The following is a 17,153-nucleotide window of genomic DNA, read 5'->3' as shown; positions in this document are numbered from 1 at the left end:
AACAAAAAGGTCGGGAAAAAGTAGTAATATGGCTAATCTAAAAACTAACCGAGTAGAATTGTACAACCGTACAATTCTACTCGGTTTTTTAATTTATCTCTTCAATTCATTCTTAATGGTGGAACTAGCTGCAATCATACTATAGTAACCAGTCGAAAACTTTATTATTCCTGCAACTGATTACTAAAGCGGGATATTAAATAATTCATTCAATTATGCTCGGTGAACTCGCCGCATTTTAGGTATGTAACGAAATATACAAGGGGCATTTCTCCAAACGAGTTACAAACAAACGATTTATATCAGAAAATTTAATAGGAACTTGAAATGTTGAAGAAAGGTAAGTCTATTCAGTCAAAGGATCATCATAATGGATTAAGCTTTACTTTTTAGTTCGTTTTTTTCACCTCTCTCTTTAATAGCCAAAAAAGGGATCAGTAATGATGCGTTTACCAGAAATTTGTTTACTTTTCAGAGTCTTTTTAACGGAGGAAATAACTTTTCCGCTGCCTGAAATGTAATAATAGGCTTGATTCCCGTACTGTTTGGAAAGAGCTGCTAAAGCGGAAGAAGCTTCGGTGCGATTCTTCAAGCATTGAATAGTCATTTGTGCGTTTTCAGCCGCGATCTTTTCTAACTCTGATTTAAACAGATGGTAATCATTTGAAACATAGACTAAGTGAACCGGTCGACTGGAATCAGTTGCTATTTGATTAAATAAGGCTCTTATGGGAGTGATGCCGACACCGCTGGCAAACAAAACGATAGGCGACTTAGAATCCTGAATTTTAAACCAACCAAATGGACCTCTGACAGTGACTTCTTCGCCTTTTTGCATGGTGATCAGTTCTTTTTTGAAGCTGCTGAGGGGTTCTTTGGTTTTAATACCGATTATCACTTTACCTTCTTCTGGAATGGAAGCTACAGAAAACGGACGAAACTTCTGCAACTGTTTGACTCTTCTGTTCGGCAGGAAAAACAATCCGTGCTCTCCAGCTACCCATTTCATACCATCTGGAATGTTCATTCTTATTATGTAATAGTGTTCAAAAGGATTTTCAATAGTATCAATCGTAAGCGATGTTTTTTTCATTACACCAGATAAATCAGAAAATTTCATATCGTTTCCTCCGGTCATGTTTTTAATGTGTATAGGGTAAGTATACCTTACTTACAAAAGAAGAGTTATTTAAATAATGATGATTATTTTAAGGATATTTGAAAGAAGAAAGCTGATAAGATATATATTTTGAGAATATTAGAGTAGTACGGTACAGTAAATTTATCAAACGTTTTAATGGATCACTCACTGAAATTATTCGAGGAGGAAATAAGCGTGTATAAAGACTTAGAAGGCAAAGTAGCTGTTGTAACGGGCGGTTCAAAAGGAATTGGTGAAGAAATTGCCAGACGACTCGCAAAAGAAAAAATGTCTGTAGTCATTAATTATCATAGTGACGAAGAAGGAGCAAAAGAATCTGTCGATATGATCAAAGAAAATGGCGGCGATGCTGTAGCCATTCAAGCAGACATCGGGGATGAAGAGGGTGCTAAAGCGCTGCTTGATGCGGCAATCGAGCACTTTGGATCCTTACATCTCTGGGTCAACAATGCCGGTATGGAAAATAAGTCACCGACCCACCAGCTTAGTTATGATGACTGGACGAAAGTTATGAATGTGAACTTAAATGGTGTGTTTCTTGGCTCAAGAACTGCTTTAAATTACTTTGTAGAAAACGACATAAAAGGATCTATTATTAATATGTCTTCTGTACATGACAAAATACCTTGGCCGACATTTGCCCATTATGCAGCAAGTAAAGGCGGGGTCAAGATTTTCACAGAGACGATAGCCTTAGAGTATGCTCACAAAGGAATTCGAGTCAATAATATCTCACCAGGAGCGATCAACACTTCAATCAATGCAGAAAAATTCGAAGATGAAGAAGCGAAGCAGAAAACACTGAATATGATTCCGATGGACTATATTGGAAAGCCGGAAGAAGTCGCGGCTGTGGCGGCTTGGCTGGCCTCTAAGGAAGCAAGCTATGTTACAGGAACGACTTTATATGTTGATGGGGGCATGACGCTGTATCCTTCTTTTGAAAAAGGGGACGGTTAATCGTTATATAGGTTGAAAAAGTTCACTGAAGTCTATGAACTGATTAAGTTATCCATTTTCGTTATACTAGAATGAAGATAGAATTGAAAGGATGGAGTTATTGAATGGAACAACTAGAGAAATTCCGTTTAAATGATGGATCAACAATTCCCGCAGTAGGATTAGGCACGGTCAATGTGCAAGGAGCAAAAGGAGTCAATAGTGTATTGTCAGCTCTTGAAAATGGTTATAGATTGATCGACACCTCTACAAATTATATGAATGAAGGTATGGTAGGTGAAGCCATTCGCCGTTCTAACGTCCCAAGAGAAGAAATCATGGTCAGCTCAAAACTGCCTGGTGCAGCACATGACTATGATAAAGCCATTACGATGATACAAGAATCGCTCTACAGATTAGGACTAGATTACTTTGATAAATATCTGATCCACTGGCCATTACCGAAACAAGACAAATATGATCAAGCTTGGCAGGCGCTTGTAGATGCACAAAAATTCGGGTTGATCAAAACGATCGGTGTTTCCAATTTCTTAGAAGAGCATTTGAATAAAATCATCGATAAGACTGGAGTAACACCAGCTACCAATCAAATCGAACGTCATCCGTATTTCAATAACAATGAATTAGTTGAAACGAATAAAAAGCTGGGCATATTATCGGAAGCCTGGAGCCCGTTTGGCCGTGAAATCAATGACGTTATTGAGCACCAAACGATTATTGATATTGGTCAAAAATACGGCAAGTCGCCTACTCAAACGATTCTTCGCTGGAACATTCAAAATGGTGTTATGCCAATAGTGAAGTCATCGTCCTCAGAACATCAGAGAGCGAACCTCAACATTTTTGATTTCTCATTAGACGAAGAAGACATCAAAGCAATTGATGCTTTGGATCAAGGAGAACCGGGACGTGTAGAAGGCCAGCATCCTAATGAGTATGAAGAATATAGTTAATTTAGAATTTTAAATCAAAGTCCGTCAACCTTACTATTATAGTAGAATTGACGGCTTTATTATTTGGAAAGTTTATTACCAGCCTAGTTACTTGTTCAATTTTATCTATATTACGAATAAATCTTTCAACATAGTAACAAGTGTTATATTAGATTCATATTTCAGATAAATCTAATTGAATTTTTCTTTAATATTACTTATGATTAAATTCAGCGTTTAAAAAACACTCATTTTAAGTAAGAATTCATCTTGTGATTTTTATTATAAGTGAAACGAAAGATTCGAGGGATACTTATGAATTACGATAAAGCAGCGGAAAAAATCCTCTTTAATGTTGGTGGAAAACAAAACGTTAGAGAACTTACACATTGTTTTACAAGACTGAGATTTGTCTTGAATGATCAAGATAAAGCTGATTTAAATAGATTGCGGACAATAGATGGCGTGATATCTGTTGTAGAAAGCGGCGGACAGACACAAGTGGTCATTGGAAATGAAGTGGCAAAAGTTTATGAGAAAATAGAACCGCTTTTAAATAATCAGCCAGATCCTGATAATGCACAATTGGATCGAAACGAATCATTAGGAAATCGAGCGTTGAATACTGTAGCGGCCATATTTACACCGACTATTCCAGCGATTGCTGCTTCAGGAATGATCAAAGGATTGTTAGCGATAGCTGTTATGATCGCAGATAGCTTTTATGGAGCAGATATCAAAACGTATGATACATATATTATTTTAAGCGCTGCTTCAGATGCAGTCTTTTATTTTATGCCGATCATTCTAGCTTATACTTCAGCAAAAGTCTTTAAAGCCAATGAATTCGTGGCTATGGTCATAGGAGCAACGCTAGTTTACCCAACGCTTGTTGAACTGATGAATGGCGATGGTGGAGTTACATTGTTTGGCTTAGGGGTCACACAAGCTAGCTATACTTCTTCTGTTATACCGATTATTATAGCAATCTTTATTTTGTCGTATGTTCAAAGATTTTTTGAACGTACGATACCTGAAGTACTAAAAATTATTGTAGTGCCTACGCTCTCTTTACTAGTAATGGTTCCTTCAACTCTGTTACTTTTTGGCCCTATCGGGATTTATATTGGAGAAGCTGTGAACTGGGCATATTACTATATTATGGACTTTAGTTCTATTCTGCTGGGAGCCTTTATAGGCGGATTGTGGTGTGTTTTAGTAGTTTTTGGAGCACATCGAGCAATTATTCCTATCGGTATCAACGATGTAGCTCAAAACGGTCGACAAAGTTTGTTGGCGTATGCAGGAGCGGCGAATTTTTCACAAGCGGGTTCAGCTTTAGGTGTGTTTTTGCGAACAAAAAATAAAGCGTTAAAGACAGTCGCATTGTCAGCATGCGTTACAGCTTTATTCGGGATCACTGAACCGGCTATCTATGGTGCAAACTTACGCTTAAAAACACCGATGGTTTATGCGGTTATTTCAGGAGCGCTTGGCGGAGCCATTATGGGATGGGGCGGTTCTTATGGGACTGCATTCGCCAACCAAGGTGTATTGACCATTCCAGTCTATGCTGAAGCAGGAGCTGCAGCCTTTATTGCTTATGTAGTCGGTATTGCAGTTGCTTTCTTTGGTGCCTGCGGGATGACGGTTATTTTTGGATTTAAGGATTTGCCTGACGATACAGATGAACAAAGTAAACACAGTAAATATAGTAATGATGAGAAGTTAGGGTTTAAAGAATTGAGCGAGGCACCTACTTTAGTTGCTGCAAATGCTGATAAAATCGTTTCGTCTCCTATTCAAGGACAAATTCTCCCCTTAAAAGATGTTAAAGATGAAGTGTTTGCTTCGGGAGCTATGGGTAAAGGATTTGCGATCTCTCCAGAAGTTGGAGAAGTGATTGCACCGGATGATTGTACTGTTACAGCTTTAGCTCCTTCGCTTCACGCAGTAGGGCTGACCTTGAATAATGGAGTAGAAATGTTAATTCATATTGGTTTGGACACTGTAAAACTAGATGGAAAACATTTTACACAGTATATGACAGTAGGAGACAAGATAAAAAAAGGTACTAAGATTCTGTCCTTTAACATTGAGGACATCAAAGCAGAAGGCTACGATGTAACGGTTCCTGTAGTGATTACCAACACACAAGAGTACCAAGAAATTCAGAGTGTATCTAAAACAAGTACAGCACCATTAGACGATATTTTATTTATTCAAGACAAGGAGACTCGTTATGCATAATCATTTTCCAGAAGACTTTTGGTGGGGTGCTTCCTCCTCTGCCTTTCAAATAGAAGGAGCATGGGATGAAGACGGCAAAGGAATGACCGTTGCCGATTACAATTCATTTAAAAAGTCAGCTGTCCAAGCCGATACGAAAGTAGCCAGCGATTTTTACCATCACTATGAAGAAGATATTTCACTAATGAAAGAACTTGGCATGAAAACATACCGGTTTTCCATTTCATGGGCTAGAATCATTCCCGACGGAGATGGTGAGATCAATCAAAAGGGCATTGATTTCTATAATAAAGTCATTGATTTTCTTTTAGAAAAAGACATTATTCCTTTTATCACGTTGTATCATTTTGATTTGCCGTATGCTCTAGCTGAAAAATACAATGGGTGGGAAAGCCGAGATTGCGTTTATGCATTCGAGCGTTTTGCTAAAACCTGTTATGAAGCTTTCGGCGACCGCGTGAAGCACTGGCAAGTCAATAATGAGCAGAACCTGATGATCCGGGTTAATGAACGGATGAATATGTCCGATGTTCCAAAAGAGGACGCAGAACGTGTTCGAGCTCAGATGGATTATCATATGTTTGTTGCTCATGCATTGGCTACGACTGTCTGTCATGAGATGATCCCGGGCAGCAAAATAGGACCGGCCGTATCTTCTACTAAAACCTATCCAGCTTCAAATAAACCGATGGATGTCTGGGCCGCTGAGATGAATGATAATTTTAAGACAAATTACGCCTTAGATATGTACTGCTATGGCGACTATCCCGGATATTACAAAGAATACCTTGAAAAAGCTGGCATCAGTCCAATCAGACAGCCTGAAGATGAAGAGATTTTGAAAAAGGCTAAACCTGATTTAATCGCTTTGAACTATTATCGTACATTGGTGGCGAGTTATCTACCTGAGTCAGAAGAACATCCTTATGGAACGAAAGTAAACGAAATCGATTATGACTTATATGGCTATTTCAAGATTGAAAAGAATCAACATCTAAAATCCAGCAAGTATGGAGCACAAATTGATCCAATGGGCTTACGCCTTGTGTTGAACGATTATTATAATCGTTACCGTCTGCCATTGATCATTACTGAAAATGGCTTAGGAACTCCTGATGAGTTGACGGAAGATGGCAAAGTGCATGATGATTACAGAATCGACTATATTCGTGATCATATTGCGGCATGTAACGATGCAATTGCCGATGGTGTTGAATTATTCGGCTATTGTCCTTGGGCAGCTATTGATATTCTAAGCTCGCATCAAGGGTTCAAGAAACGTTATGGATTTGTATATGTAAATAGAGAAGATCATGATCTTAAAGATCTTGCAAGAATTAAAAAAGATAGTTTTTACTTCTATCAAAAGGTCATCCAGAACAATGGCTTGACAGATTAAATCAAAAACGGCTTGAGCTGATACTCAAGCCGTTTTTGATTACCTCGTTATATCTAATCTTTAACTTGTTTTGAATCCTTCTGATGTTCTTTTTTAAAAACCCAGTTTTTCTGAACAAAGAAACCGAGACAGAATATGATGATGTCTACAAAGATTTTTACCATCCATTCTGTTTCTAAAGCCGTATATAAGATCAGTCCCTGAACGATCGCTCCTGACAAGAACATTTCTATCCCAAATAATAAACTGTATTTATAGACAGAAGTATTTCTTTTTTTAGCTTTAAAAACCAGATACCGGTTTGATAGGTAGTTAAAGCTCGCTGAACTTACTCTGGCTACTACCGTTGAGACGATAATATAACTGACTGGCAAAACAGATCTCAAAAGAGATACAAGCAGAGTAAACAAAGCAATATCAATCAAAAATGAAACCAACGCAGACAGACTATATTTGATGAAGACAGAATAAATTTTAAGAGAATCTATCAGAGGATTAAAATGAGATGATTTATTTTCTTCTATATAAATCGTTTCAATAGGAATCTCTTCTATGTCAATATTATGGTCTCTAAAATAAAACAGCATATTCATTTCATATTCATAACGCTCTCCTTCGATATTCAAGAGATCTTTTAGTGTGGAATAGGGGAGAACTCTTAATCCTGTCTGTGTATCTGTTAACTTCAATCCGTTAAGATTACTAATGAGCTTACGTGTAAATAGATTACCAAATCGACTTCTAAGCGGAGTGGCAGATTTACTGAAATGACGGCTGCCTAAGATGACCGTCTCCGGATTGCTCAAGAAATACTCAATACAACGCTTAACATCTTCTGTTGTATGCTGTCCATCACCATCCACTGTAATGACGCCGGTACTATCGGGATATTGATTAAGAATGTAATCAAATGCCGTTTTCAATGCTTTTCCTTTTCCGCCATTTTCTTCGTGAGTTAAGACTTGACAGTGATCGTCTGAAGCTGCCTTCTTAAAAAACAAGTGTGTTTCTGGGTCGCTGCCATCATTTACAATGACCACTGGTACTGATTCGCTGATTGATGACCGAATACGCTGCATCAGTTCAATCAATTTCTGATCAGGATTCAAAGAAGGGATCACAATGATAACGCTATCTATTTTATTTTGACTTTTTTGAATGGTAGATGCCATCATAGGTTCCTCCTTTACTTAAATAAAATATATCAAAAAAGCTGCCTATGATTAGATAGACAGCAGTTTTGATTTAAAAGGCAATCCGATTAGATAGGGCAGCCTTTTATTTTCTTACGTCTTCCATATCCATTAGTTGTTTAAGGTCATCTTGAGAAATCTCAAAATCTACTTGTTTATTCTGCTTAATACGTTCTTCATGTGTTGATTTAGGAAGAGGTAACGTATCTCTTTCTAAACAATAACGAATGAGCAGCTGTGCAGGTGTTACACTATACTTATCTGCCATGTCTTTAACATCCTGATTGTCTAACAATTGACCTGTAGCAAGCGGTGAATAGGCTTCTACAACAATTTCATGCTGCTTGCAGAAAGTTAGTAGTTCCTCTTGATCGCGTCCCACATAGAATGGAATCTGATTTGCCATTGGAACAATGTCGCAATTGTCTAACAAGGCTTGGATATCTGAAATCTCAAAGTTTGAAACTCCGATGGCACGAATTTTACCATCGTTATACAGTTTTTCCATTGCTTTCCAAGACTGGATATTTCCTTCTGTATAATCTTTTCCTTTTTCATCCCATGGCCAAGGTGCGTGAATAAGGTACAGATCCAAGTAATCTACACCAAGATTTGAGATCGTCTCATTGAAAGCGTCCATTGTTTCGTCATAGCCTTTTGTTTGAGCAGGCAGTTTACTAGTAATGAATACATCTTCTCTAGAAATATCGAAGTCTTTTATGGCTTTTCCAACATTTTCTTCATTTTTGTAGGCCAGTGCAGTATCGATATGAGTATAACCATTTTTCAGTGCCATTGTTACGGCATCATAAGCTTCTTCATTAGGGATCTGCCAAGTACCGAAACCAAGATTTGGGATTTCTACATTATTATGAAAAACAAAATTACCTTTAGTCATTTAAAAATCCTCCATTTAGATTTATTTCACTACATCTATTAGTTTACAACAAAAGGAGAGATGTGTCTTTTCAGACAACTTATCAGATTGGAAATGAAAAAATTAAAAAAGTATGCAAAGGCAAGCTGAATAGCTTGTCCCATGCATACTTTTTGTTGAGCATCCATTTATTTATGCGATCGGTAATCCACCCGTAATTCCGATAATTTCACCGGTTACGTAGTTTGATTTTGCAGAAGCTAGATATACATACATATCTGCTAATTCAGCCGGTTGACCAGCACGGTTCAATGGTGTTTCTTTACCGAATTCAGGAATTTTCTCTTGAGGTTGGCCGCCTGAGATTTGCAGTGCTGTCCAGATTGGTCCTGGTGCAATCCCGTTTACACGGATACCTTTAGGAGCTAACTGCTTAGCCAGCGCGATGGTAAATCCTCTAATGGCAAATTTAGTTGACGCATAATCCAGCAAGTTTTGAGATGGGCTGAATCCTTGAATTGAAGTAGTCGTAATGATAGAAGCTCCTTCAGACAAGTGAGGAATTGCAGCTTGTATCGTCCAGAACATAGAATAGACGTTTGTTTCAAATGTACTTGTCAATTGTTCTGTTGTAATATCTTCAATGTTGCTAGTAGATTGTTGTTTACCAGCAACTAGTGCGAGAACATCTAAGCCACCCAATTCATCTACAACCTTTTTGACGATTTCTTTAGAAAATTCTTCGCTTTTCAAATCACCAGGAATCAATACAGCTTTTTTACCTTCTGCTTCGATCAGTGATTTTACATCATCCGCATCAGGTTGCTCTTCAGGGAGATATACGATTGCTACATCGGCGCCTTCACGTGCATAAGCAATAGCAGCAGCACGTCCGATTCCAGAATCTCCACCGGTCACTAAAATACGTTTACCTTCTAATTTCCCAGTTCCTTTATAGGATTCTTCACCGCAATCCGGTACAGGATCCATTTCTTTCTGAAGTCCGGGAGGGGACTGCGGTTGTTTTGGATACTCATCGTTGTAGTACTCATTTAACGGATTGACATTTTGTTCATTACTCATAAAAAAATCGCTCCTCAAAAATTATATTTACTATCTTAACTATGCAATCATCATATTAGATGTTTTTCGAAAGTACAACATTAATGCTTGAGTAACAAAAGCTCCATATTTGTAGTTCCTCTATTTTTTTTACCAAACTTGTTTACTCAGTTAATGCCGAGTAAAGAGAAAGTGTGTATGAAGAACCTTTTGTATTAAGTGAGAATGCTGCAGCTGTTGATTCTGCACATACGAATTACTTATATATCGCTGTAGTCATATTGTTGGTTGTTGTAACTTTGATGTTTATTTATATTCTTAAAATGAAATACAGATGATAAAAATGCACAGGATTGGCGGGGGTTTCCCATTCAATCTCTGTGCATTTTAGTCTTTATAACGATGTAAAAGTCTTATTCGTTCTTTTATTCATTTTTTAATGAAACGAGCACCTTAAAGTCAGCTGTAAGGCTGTTATCATCGTGTACTATAATATTTTCTACTATTACGATCATCTCTGCGGCGTCATTTTCTTCTGAAAAAGTTAAATCTTCGGGCTCAAGCATCTGAACTTCATAACTGTTTTCAAATCTACCTTCACGTAAGAAATTCAGATCATGATCTAGTAAAACCTCTTCCTGATTGTCTAGCAGACTGACGGTAAAGGTGTTTTCATCCGTTAAAACTCTAAGTTGATGATCGTCCATCGAAACAGATGTTTCAGTTGGTTCATCTGTGTGAATTCCATAAGAAATATTCAATGCTGCATAATAATCTGCAGCTTCCGCTGGAATAGAATAAGACGCTTCAGAAGAAATACGCACTTCAGCATAGGTTGACTCTTCAGAGGATCCATAAAATGAATCTTCATCTCCAGTAAACGCATAGTTATAATCGTTAAATCCAAAAACACGCTCAAAATCATCATAAAAAGAAAAATTGTCAGGAAGCCATTTCGTTTGATCTAATCCATCGTTAAAATATAAATAACGAACACCATTAACAATTTTCTCGCGATCTTCCTCAGAAATCGTTTCGCTTTTAACAATTTCATCGTTTACGAGCATATCATTTTCTCTAAGGACACTTTCCACGAAATCCTCTTGGGCGTTTATTCCGACTGTCACGGCGTCTATTGGAGGTGTAATGGAGATAACAGAAAATACAACAAAAATAGCAGGAACAAACAGTTCTTTTTTATTGAAAAAACTATAGATTATACTAGCGGCAATGGAAAAAACGCCATAGAGAATGACATAATACCGGCCATGCGTAATTCCTGATTCACCGATTTTAAGGATTGAGGCAATCGTTTGAAACGAAGCAATAACGAGCAAAACTTTTGGAAAAACCTTCTTAAATAAATCTGTACTTCTATTTTGAATGTTCTCGGACAAAAATAATGTCAGCAGTCCAGTTATGGAATAGCTTACCAATAAAGGTTCGAGCAGGTTATCCGTCCAAAAGCTGCCGGCAATATTCGGTAAAATATAAAGAATCAAGATAATGGTGTACACAGCAATCAAAGGAATGACTATATAAGCTACCAAGATCTCCAGCAATTTCGGGATCGTTAGAGCAGATTGATCTTTTTCAGACATGCTTTTGTTATCAAATTTGGGAACATAAGCTAGAAAATATAATGGGAAAAACAAGTTGTATATAATCACAACCGTATCAAAAAAGAACTCTGGATCAATTGGAAACAGCAGCAAACTAATGGTGCCTAATATAGACATTAACCCAATGGTCAAGACGATTGAGAACAGTAAGCTCGTAAAGAAGCCTTTAAACGCAGTCGTAAATGTTGTGCTGAAAGAAAACGTTGTTTTAATAGAGGGAATCCAGACAAAAAGTGTCAAAAAGATAGCAGTCAATACATTCAGTTGAACAGCAGCAGTCGCCGTCAATTGATCAAGCGGTCTTAAAAATATCCAATAATACAAAAGAGTTAAGACAGCGATCCCGCCAAAAATCGTCCAGCGAAAAACAGGTCTGTCATAAAAGAAACGTTCATAAAATACTTGACCCGCAGCACCGGCAAGTCCTCCAATAATAAAGATAAAAGATAAATAATAGCTTTGTTCAAACGACCAGTCAGTATTGGTAGAAAAAAAGCTGTCATGTATGTAATAAATAATATTCACAACCGATACAATAAACAATAAAGCAGATAACGGATATCTGATGATGGCCTCTGTCAAACCTGCCATTCTCAAAGCGTTACGTTGAAATAGATTCATAATCAGTTCTCCTTTAAATAGTATGTAATTATATCAATATGATAATCTAATCCCTTAAGTAAAACAATCGTTATACAGAACAATTAAATAATAAGAAGTGTATACTATATTTATATTAAACCCAGTTCATACAAAAAAATAAGCAGTATGGAAGACAAGTGAAAAGGGGTGAGGTAATAGGTCGGAAATTGTGTGAAATGTTCATTTTAAATAGAAAAGGTTTGAATAAGAGGTATATCTTTTCTCAAATAAAAACCGATATGTTATAGTTTTTAAAAGTATAGTTTTACAAATTTATATAGTTAACTCTTTCACATATAAATCATAGTGTTCAGTATAATTTCTGATAACCTAAAGTTAGAAATAAAAATTGAAAGGGGTACAATCATGACAAAAGTTGTTTTTCGTTCACCCAGTCGTTATATCCAAGGAGCCGGAGTCATGCAAGACTTGGCAAAGGAAGTCGAAGCGTTAGGGCAAAAACCGTTGTTGATCGCTGACGATGTCGTATGGGAAATTACACAAGAAGCTTTGAAAAGCAGTTTTGATCAATCCGAGACCGATTTTTACTTCGAGGCCTTTAATGGAGAAGCTTCTACAAAAGAAATCAATCGCTTAACGAATGTAGGGAAAGAACAGAGTGCTGATTATGTGATCGGCGTAGGCGGCGGTAAAACACTGGATACTGCCAAAGCGGTTTCTGATCAACTAGCCGTTCCTGTCGTGATTGTACCGACGACTGCTTCTACGGATGCACCGACAAGTGCGCTTTCTGTGATTTATTCAGAAGACGGTGTATTTGAAGGATACAAATTTTATGATAAAAATCCAGAACTGGTTTTAGTGGATACACAAGTGGTCGTGAATGCGCCTATTCGATTATTTGCGTCAGGCATCTGTGATGCAATGGCAACTTTAGTAGAAGTCAATGCAACGTTGAAAAGAAATGGAAATGCTATGGCTGGCGGAAAACCGACATTTGCAGCTAGAGCAATTGCTGAAATGGCAGAGAACGTATTATTCGAATATGGTTTAGCTGCATATAAAGCTGCAAATGAAGGTTTAGTAACTCCTCAAGTCGAAGCAATCGTTGAAGCAAATACGCTGCTTTCTGGTTTAGGATTCGAAAATGGCGGGCTCGCAGGTGCGCATGCTATTCATAATGGCTTTACAGCTTTGCATGGAGATATCCACAATTTGACTCACGGAGAAAAAGTCGCCTACGGAACGCTCGTACAGTTAGTATTAGAAAGAAAAACGGAAGCAGAAATCATGAAATATATTGAGTTTTACCAGGCCATCGATATGCCGACAACCTTAAAAGATCTTCATTTGGAAAATGCATCCTTAGAAGACTTGAAAGAGGTTGGAAAATTGGCAACAGCTGAAGGCGAAACAATGGAAAACTTAGATCCGGAAATTACAGCAGAACAAGTGGCTCAAGCTATACTAGCAGTTGATACACTAAGCAAGTCATAAATAAGAAATGGACTGAAAAAAACGGAAAAGCAGATATACTGATGAACACAACAGAATAAATTTAAATTTATTGTTGACGTTTCCAAAAACTGATGATATAGTGATATCAAATAAACAGGCATGTGACTGGTAATGCAGGCAGGACCTTACACTTCTTAAATTTTACGGGAAAACTGTAATCTTTTTGAGTGTGGTGTCCTGTCTTTTTTGTTTGTTTTGGCCAAGCAAACAAAATATGATCATAAGGAGATGAAATGAATGGATTATCAAAAGACAGCTAGTGAAATTGTAAAAAACATTGGTGGAAAAGAAAACGTTGCGCATTTAGAGCATTGTTCTACTCGTTTAAGATTTACATTAAATGATGATAGTCAGGCAAACATAGATCAATTAGAATTAATTGATGGTGTAATGGGTGTACGTAAAAATGTTCAAACACAGGTTATCATCGGAAATGATGTCGTAGAAGTTTATGATGAAGTAAAAGCGATAGTGGGTAACGGGAATGGAGCTGCTGAAAAGCAGAATGCACCGAAACAAAAATGGAGTGCTGTATTCTTAGACTTTATCATCGGTGTATTTCAACCAACAATTCCAGCCGTAGCCGGTGGAGGAATTCTTCGATCTCTGTTACTGCTCTTTGACATGCTGGGGTGGATGGAATCTACTTCTGAAACGTACCAAGTTTTAGATTTAATCGGTTCTGCGCCGCTATACTTCTTACCCATTATCGTAGCAATCACTACAGCGAACAAGTTGAAAGTCAATGCAGTTGTAGCTGCTTCAGCAGTAGGAGCTTTGTTGCTCCCGGGTATGGTGACATTATTGGGTGATGGAGTCAGTTTGTTGAGTATTCCACTTCAAAACATTACGTATTCTTCTCAAGTGTTTCCGGCAATCCTTTTAGTTTTGTTTTATGCTGTACTTGAGAAATTCTTTACGAAGATCTCTCCAAAAGCTATTCGAATTTTCTTTGTTCCACTCATGTCACTGGCTATTTCTGTCACTGTAACACTATTGGTGTTAGGGCCAATTGGATATGTTGTCGGTGAACAATTATCAGCTGTCATCTTATTTATTTTTGAGAATGTAGGTTGGGTTGCTACAGGTCTTCTGGCAGCTGTATTGCCTTTCATGGTTGTGACTGGGATGCATAAAGCAATGATCCCTTATGCTGTCTCCTCAATGAGTGGTATCGGGAGAGAGCTTTTATATCTTCCTGCTTCACTAGCACACAATATTTCTGAATCAGGTGCCTGTTTTGCTGTCGCAATCAAAACGAAAGACGAAAAATTAAGAGCTACAGCAATTTCTGCCGGAATTTCAGCTTTCTTCGGTATTACTGAGCCGGCACTATATGGGGTAACGATTTTACACAAACCTGTATTATATAGTGTCATTATCAGTAGTTTGATCAGTGGATCATTTATCGGAATTATGGCAGTTGAGGCTTTTGCTTTAGTTGGACCAGGTTTTGCAAGTATTACGATGTTCGCAAACCCTGATAATCCTATGAACATTGTTTGGGCAGGGGTTACGTTTGTATTATCTCTGTTTATCTCATTTGTTGCCGTTTTAGTATTATGGAAAGACGAGAAAAAACATGTAGAGGAAGCTCAAGAAGAATTCAATACTGAACGACAAACAACAGCTGATATGAATAGTCCGGTTGAAGGAACCATCATTCCGTTATCAGATGTAAATGATGAAGTATTTTCTAAAGGATTAGTAGGATCAGGATTCGCTGTTCAACCAGCAACAGGTGAATTAAGAGCACCAGCAAAAGGCTCAATCAGTATGGTCTTTGATACAAAACATGCAGTAGGGATGAAGTTGAATAATGGTGCTGAGTTACTATTTCATATCGGTATAGACACAGTACAATTAGAAGGGAAACCTTTTACAGCACATGTCAAAGCAGGAGATACAGTGAACGCAGGAGATTTACTGGTTTCTTTCGATATTGATGCGATTAAAAAAGCTGGATACGACTCTGATGTTATCGTAGTCGTTACGAATCAAGATGATTATGCAGTTGATCAGAAAGTCAGTAATGAAACAGTGTTAATCAACCAATCAGTTATGACAGTATCACCAATAGGAGGATAAAAATGACAAAAGGATTTCCAAAAGATTTTATGTGGGGCGGCGCAATTGCTGCAAATCAGGCAGAAGGAGCTTGGAATGTTGACGGGAAAGGGTTATCGGTAGCGGATATTGCAACGTATAAACCGAATGTGGACGTTAAAAACTATGCCAAGCATATGAGTATCAGCTCTGAAATGGTAAAAGAAGCCGCAGAGGACCCAACTGATAAATGGTACCCTAAAAGAAGAGGGATCGACTTTTACCATAGATATAAAGAAGATTTAGCACTATTTGCAGAGATGGGATTTAAAACACTGCGCGTTTCCATCGCTTGGGCAAGAATCTTTCCAACCGGAGAAGAATCAGAACCAAATGAAAAAGGTTTACAATTCTATGAAGATTTATTTACTGAGATGAATCGATTGAATATCGAACCCATTGTCACTTTATCTCATTACGAAATGCCTTTATCATTGAGTTTGAAGTATAACGGATGGGTAGATAGACGAGTTGTAGATGATTTTGTACGGTTTTCAAAAGTTTGTTTCAAACGATATAAGAATCTAGTAAAATATTGGTTAACGTTCAACGAAATCGACAGTATCCACAGACATCCATTTACTACAGCTGGAATCATTCCAGATCAGTGTGAAGAAGGAAATGAAAAACAAGATATTTATCAGGCTCTTCACCACCAGTTTGTTGCTTCGGCAATTGTAACGAAAGACTGCCATGAAATCATTGAAGGCAGTCAAATTGGCTGTATGATCACAAAATTAACGACTTATCCTAGAACTTGTCATCCTGAAGATGTGGAACTGACATTGAAAAAGAATCTTGAAAATAACTTTTATGCAGATGTGCAAGTATTTGGTCAATATCCTCGTCTGATCTTAAGAGACTTAGAATTGAAAGGTATCCAACTTCACTTTGAAGAAGGCGATCTAGAAGTGATGAAAGAACATACTGTCGACTTTGTTTCTTTCAGCTATTATATGTCGATGACAGAATCTCATGATGAAAATGCTGAACGAACTCCGGGAAATACGGTTTTAGGCGTTAAGAATCCATACCTGGAGTCCACTGATTGGGGTTGGCAAATTGACCCTAAAGGCTTGAAAATATCTTTGCTTGAATTGTATGACCGTTATAATGTACCACTCATGATTGTCGAAAATGGTATGGGTGCTAAAGATGAAGTAGTTAATGGTGAAATACATGATCCATATAGAATTGCTTATTTTGAATCTCATTTTAAAGCAATGAAAGAAGCCATTAATGAAGGGGTAGATTTGATTGCTTATACAAGCTGGGGTGCAATTGATATTGTCAGTGCAAGTACCTCTCAAATGTCTAAACGCTATGGATTTATCTATGTAGACCAAGATGATGAAGGAAATGGAACGATGGAGCGGATCAAAAAAGATTCATTCTACTGGTATAAAGAAGTGATTGAGACAAACGGAGAAAACCTATAGAATAATAAGTATTTTTTTTCAAATGGTCTA

General features: G+C 37.5%; 12 protein-coding genes. 7 read left to right on the top strand and 5 right to left on the bottom strand.

Annotation, left to right across the window (positions count from 1 at the left end; genetic code table 11):
* Nucleotides 1-415: 415 nt before the first annotated feature.
* Nucleotides 416-1,120 (bottom strand): FAD-dependent oxidoreductase, encoded by a 705-nt coding sequence (locus tag B6F02_RS07155; protein WP_080146675.1) that lies wholly within the window; start codon nt 1,118-1,120, stop codon nt 416-418.
* Between the two features lie 216 nt (nt 1,121-1,336).
* On the opposite strand from B6F02_RS07155, the gene B6F02_RS07150 reads away from it, so the two are divergent.
* From B6F02_RS07150 to B6F02_RS07135, 4 genes are all read left to right on the top strand, one after another.
* Complete coding sequence (locus B6F02_RS07150; protein ID WP_080146674.1) at nt 1,337-2,122, top strand: glucose-1-dehydrogenase; 786 nt, start codon at nt 1,337-1,339, stop codon at nt 2,120-2,122.
* Nucleotides 2,123-2,226: 104 nt separating this feature from the next.
* Nucleotides 2,227-3,075, top strand: a complete 849-nt coding sequence (locus B6F02_RS07145; RefSeq protein ID WP_080146673.1) for an aldo/keto reductase — start codon at nt 2,227-2,229, stop codon at nt 3,073-3,075.
* Nucleotides 3,076-3,369: 294 nt separating this feature from the next.
* The gene (locus B6F02_RS07140) at nt 3,370-5,304 is read left to right on the top strand and encodes a beta-glucoside-specific PTS transporter subunit IIABC (protein WP_080146672.1); all 1,935 of its coding nucleotides are present in this window, start codon (nt 3,370-3,372) and stop codon (nt 5,302-5,304) included.
* Nucleotides 5,297-6,703: a glycoside hydrolase family 1 protein gene (locus B6F02_RS07135; protein WP_080146671.1), complete on the top strand. Its 1,407-nt coding sequence runs from the start codon at nt 5,297-5,299 to the stop codon at nt 6,701-6,703. The genes B6F02_RS07140 and B6F02_RS07135 overlap by 8 nt, the downstream gene beginning before the upstream one ends.
* 53 nt (nt 6,704-6,756) lie before the next feature.
* On the opposite strand, the gene B6F02_RS07130 is transcribed toward B6F02_RS07135, so the two are convergent.
* The 4 genes from B6F02_RS07130 to B6F02_RS07115 form a co-directional block, all read right to left on the bottom strand.
* The gene (locus tag B6F02_RS07130; RefSeq protein WP_218672171.1) at nt 6,757-7,875 is read right to left on the bottom strand and encodes a bifunctional glycosyltransferase family 2/GtrA family protein; all 1,119 of its coding nucleotides are present in this window, start codon (nt 7,873-7,875) and stop codon (nt 6,757-6,759) included.
* 106 nt (nt 7,876-7,981) lie between these two features.
* Nucleotides 7,982-8,794, bottom strand: coding sequence for an aldo/keto reductase (locus tag B6F02_RS07125; protein ID WP_080146669.1), 813 nt, complete (start codon nt 8,792-8,794; stop codon nt 7,982-7,984).
* A gap of 171 nt (nt 8,795-8,965) precedes the next feature.
* Nucleotides 8,966-9,856, bottom strand: a complete 891-nt coding sequence (locus tag B6F02_RS07120) for an SDR family oxidoreductase (protein ID WP_080146668.1) — start codon at nt 9,854-9,856, stop codon at nt 8,966-8,968.
* A 404-nt stretch (nt 9,857-10,260) separates the two neighbouring features.
* Complete coding sequence (locus B6F02_RS07115) at nt 10,261-12,078, bottom strand: DUF4153 domain-containing protein (RefSeq protein WP_080146667.1); 1,818 nt, start codon at nt 12,076-12,078, stop codon at nt 10,261-10,263.
* A 387-nt stretch (nt 12,079-12,465) separates the two neighbouring features.
* On the opposite strand from B6F02_RS07115, the gene B6F02_RS07110 reads away from it, so the two are divergent.
* From B6F02_RS07110 to B6F02_RS07100, 3 genes are all read left to right on the top strand, one after another.
* On the top strand, nt 12,466-13,557 hold the full coding sequence (locus tag B6F02_RS07110; RefSeq protein WP_080146666.1) for a glycerol dehydrogenase: 1,092 nt from the start codon (nt 12,466-12,468) through the stop codon (nt 13,555-13,557).
* 258 nt (nt 13,558-13,815) lie between these two features.
* On the top strand, nt 13,816-15,666 hold the full coding sequence (locus B6F02_RS07105) for a beta-glucoside-specific PTS transporter subunit IIABC (protein ID WP_080146665.1): 1,851 nt from the start codon (nt 13,816-13,818) through the stop codon (nt 15,664-15,666).
* Nucleotides 15,667-15,668: 2 nt separating this feature from the next.
* Nucleotides 15,669-17,123, top strand: a complete 1,455-nt coding sequence (locus B6F02_RS07100) for a glycoside hydrolase family 1 protein (protein WP_080146664.1) — start codon at nt 15,669-15,671, stop codon at nt 17,121-17,123.
* Nucleotides 17,124-17,153: the final 30 nt, after the last annotated feature.

It is taken from the genome of Marinilactibacillus piezotolerans, assembly GCF_900169305.1.
Lineage (GTDB): Bacteria > Bacillota > Bacilli > Lactobacillales > Carnobacteriaceae_A > Marinilactibacillus > Marinilactibacillus piezotolerans_A.
This window is presented reverse-complemented; position numbering and strand designations above follow the sequence as displayed.

Coding starts and splice junctions, on each gene's coding strand:
- B6F02_RS07155 (WP_080146675.1), bottom strand. CDS start 1,120: ATGAAATTTTCTGATTTATCTGGTGTAATGAAAAAAACATCGCTTACG.
- B6F02_RS07145 (WP_080146673.1), top strand. CDS start 2,227: ATGGAACAACTAGAGAAATTCCGTTTAAATGATGGATCAACAATTCCC.
- B6F02_RS07140 (WP_080146672.1), top strand. CDS start 3,370: ATGAATTACGATAAAGCAGCGGAAAAAATCCTCTTTAATGTTGGTGGA.
- B6F02_RS07135 (WP_080146671.1), top strand. CDS start 5,297: ATGCATAATCATTTTCCAGAAGACTTTTGGTGGGGTGCTTCCTCCTCT.
- B6F02_RS07130 (WP_218672171.1), bottom strand. CDS start 7,875: ATGGCATCTACCATTCAAAAAAGTCAAAATAAAATAGATAGCGTTATC.
- B6F02_RS07125 (WP_080146669.1), bottom strand. CDS start 8,794: ATGACTAAAGGTAATTTTGTTTTTCATAATAATGTAGAAATCCCAAAT.
- B6F02_RS07120 (WP_080146668.1), bottom strand. CDS start 9,856: ATGAGTAATGAACAAAATGTCAATCCGTTAAATGAGTACTACAACGAT.
- B6F02_RS07115 (WP_080146667.1), bottom strand. CDS start 12,078: ATGAATCTATTTCAACGTAACGCTTTGAGAATGGCAGGTTTGACAGAG.
- B6F02_RS07110 (WP_080146666.1), top strand. CDS start 12,466: ATGACAAAAGTTGTTTTTCGTTCACCCAGTCGTTATATCCAAGGAGCC.
- B6F02_RS07105 (WP_080146665.1), top strand. CDS start 13,816: ATGGATTATCAAAAGACAGCTAGTGAAATTGTAAAAAACATTGGTGGA.
- B6F02_RS07100 (WP_080146664.1), top strand. CDS start 15,669: ATGACAAAAGGATTTCCAAAAGATTTTATGTGGGGCGGCGCAATTGCT.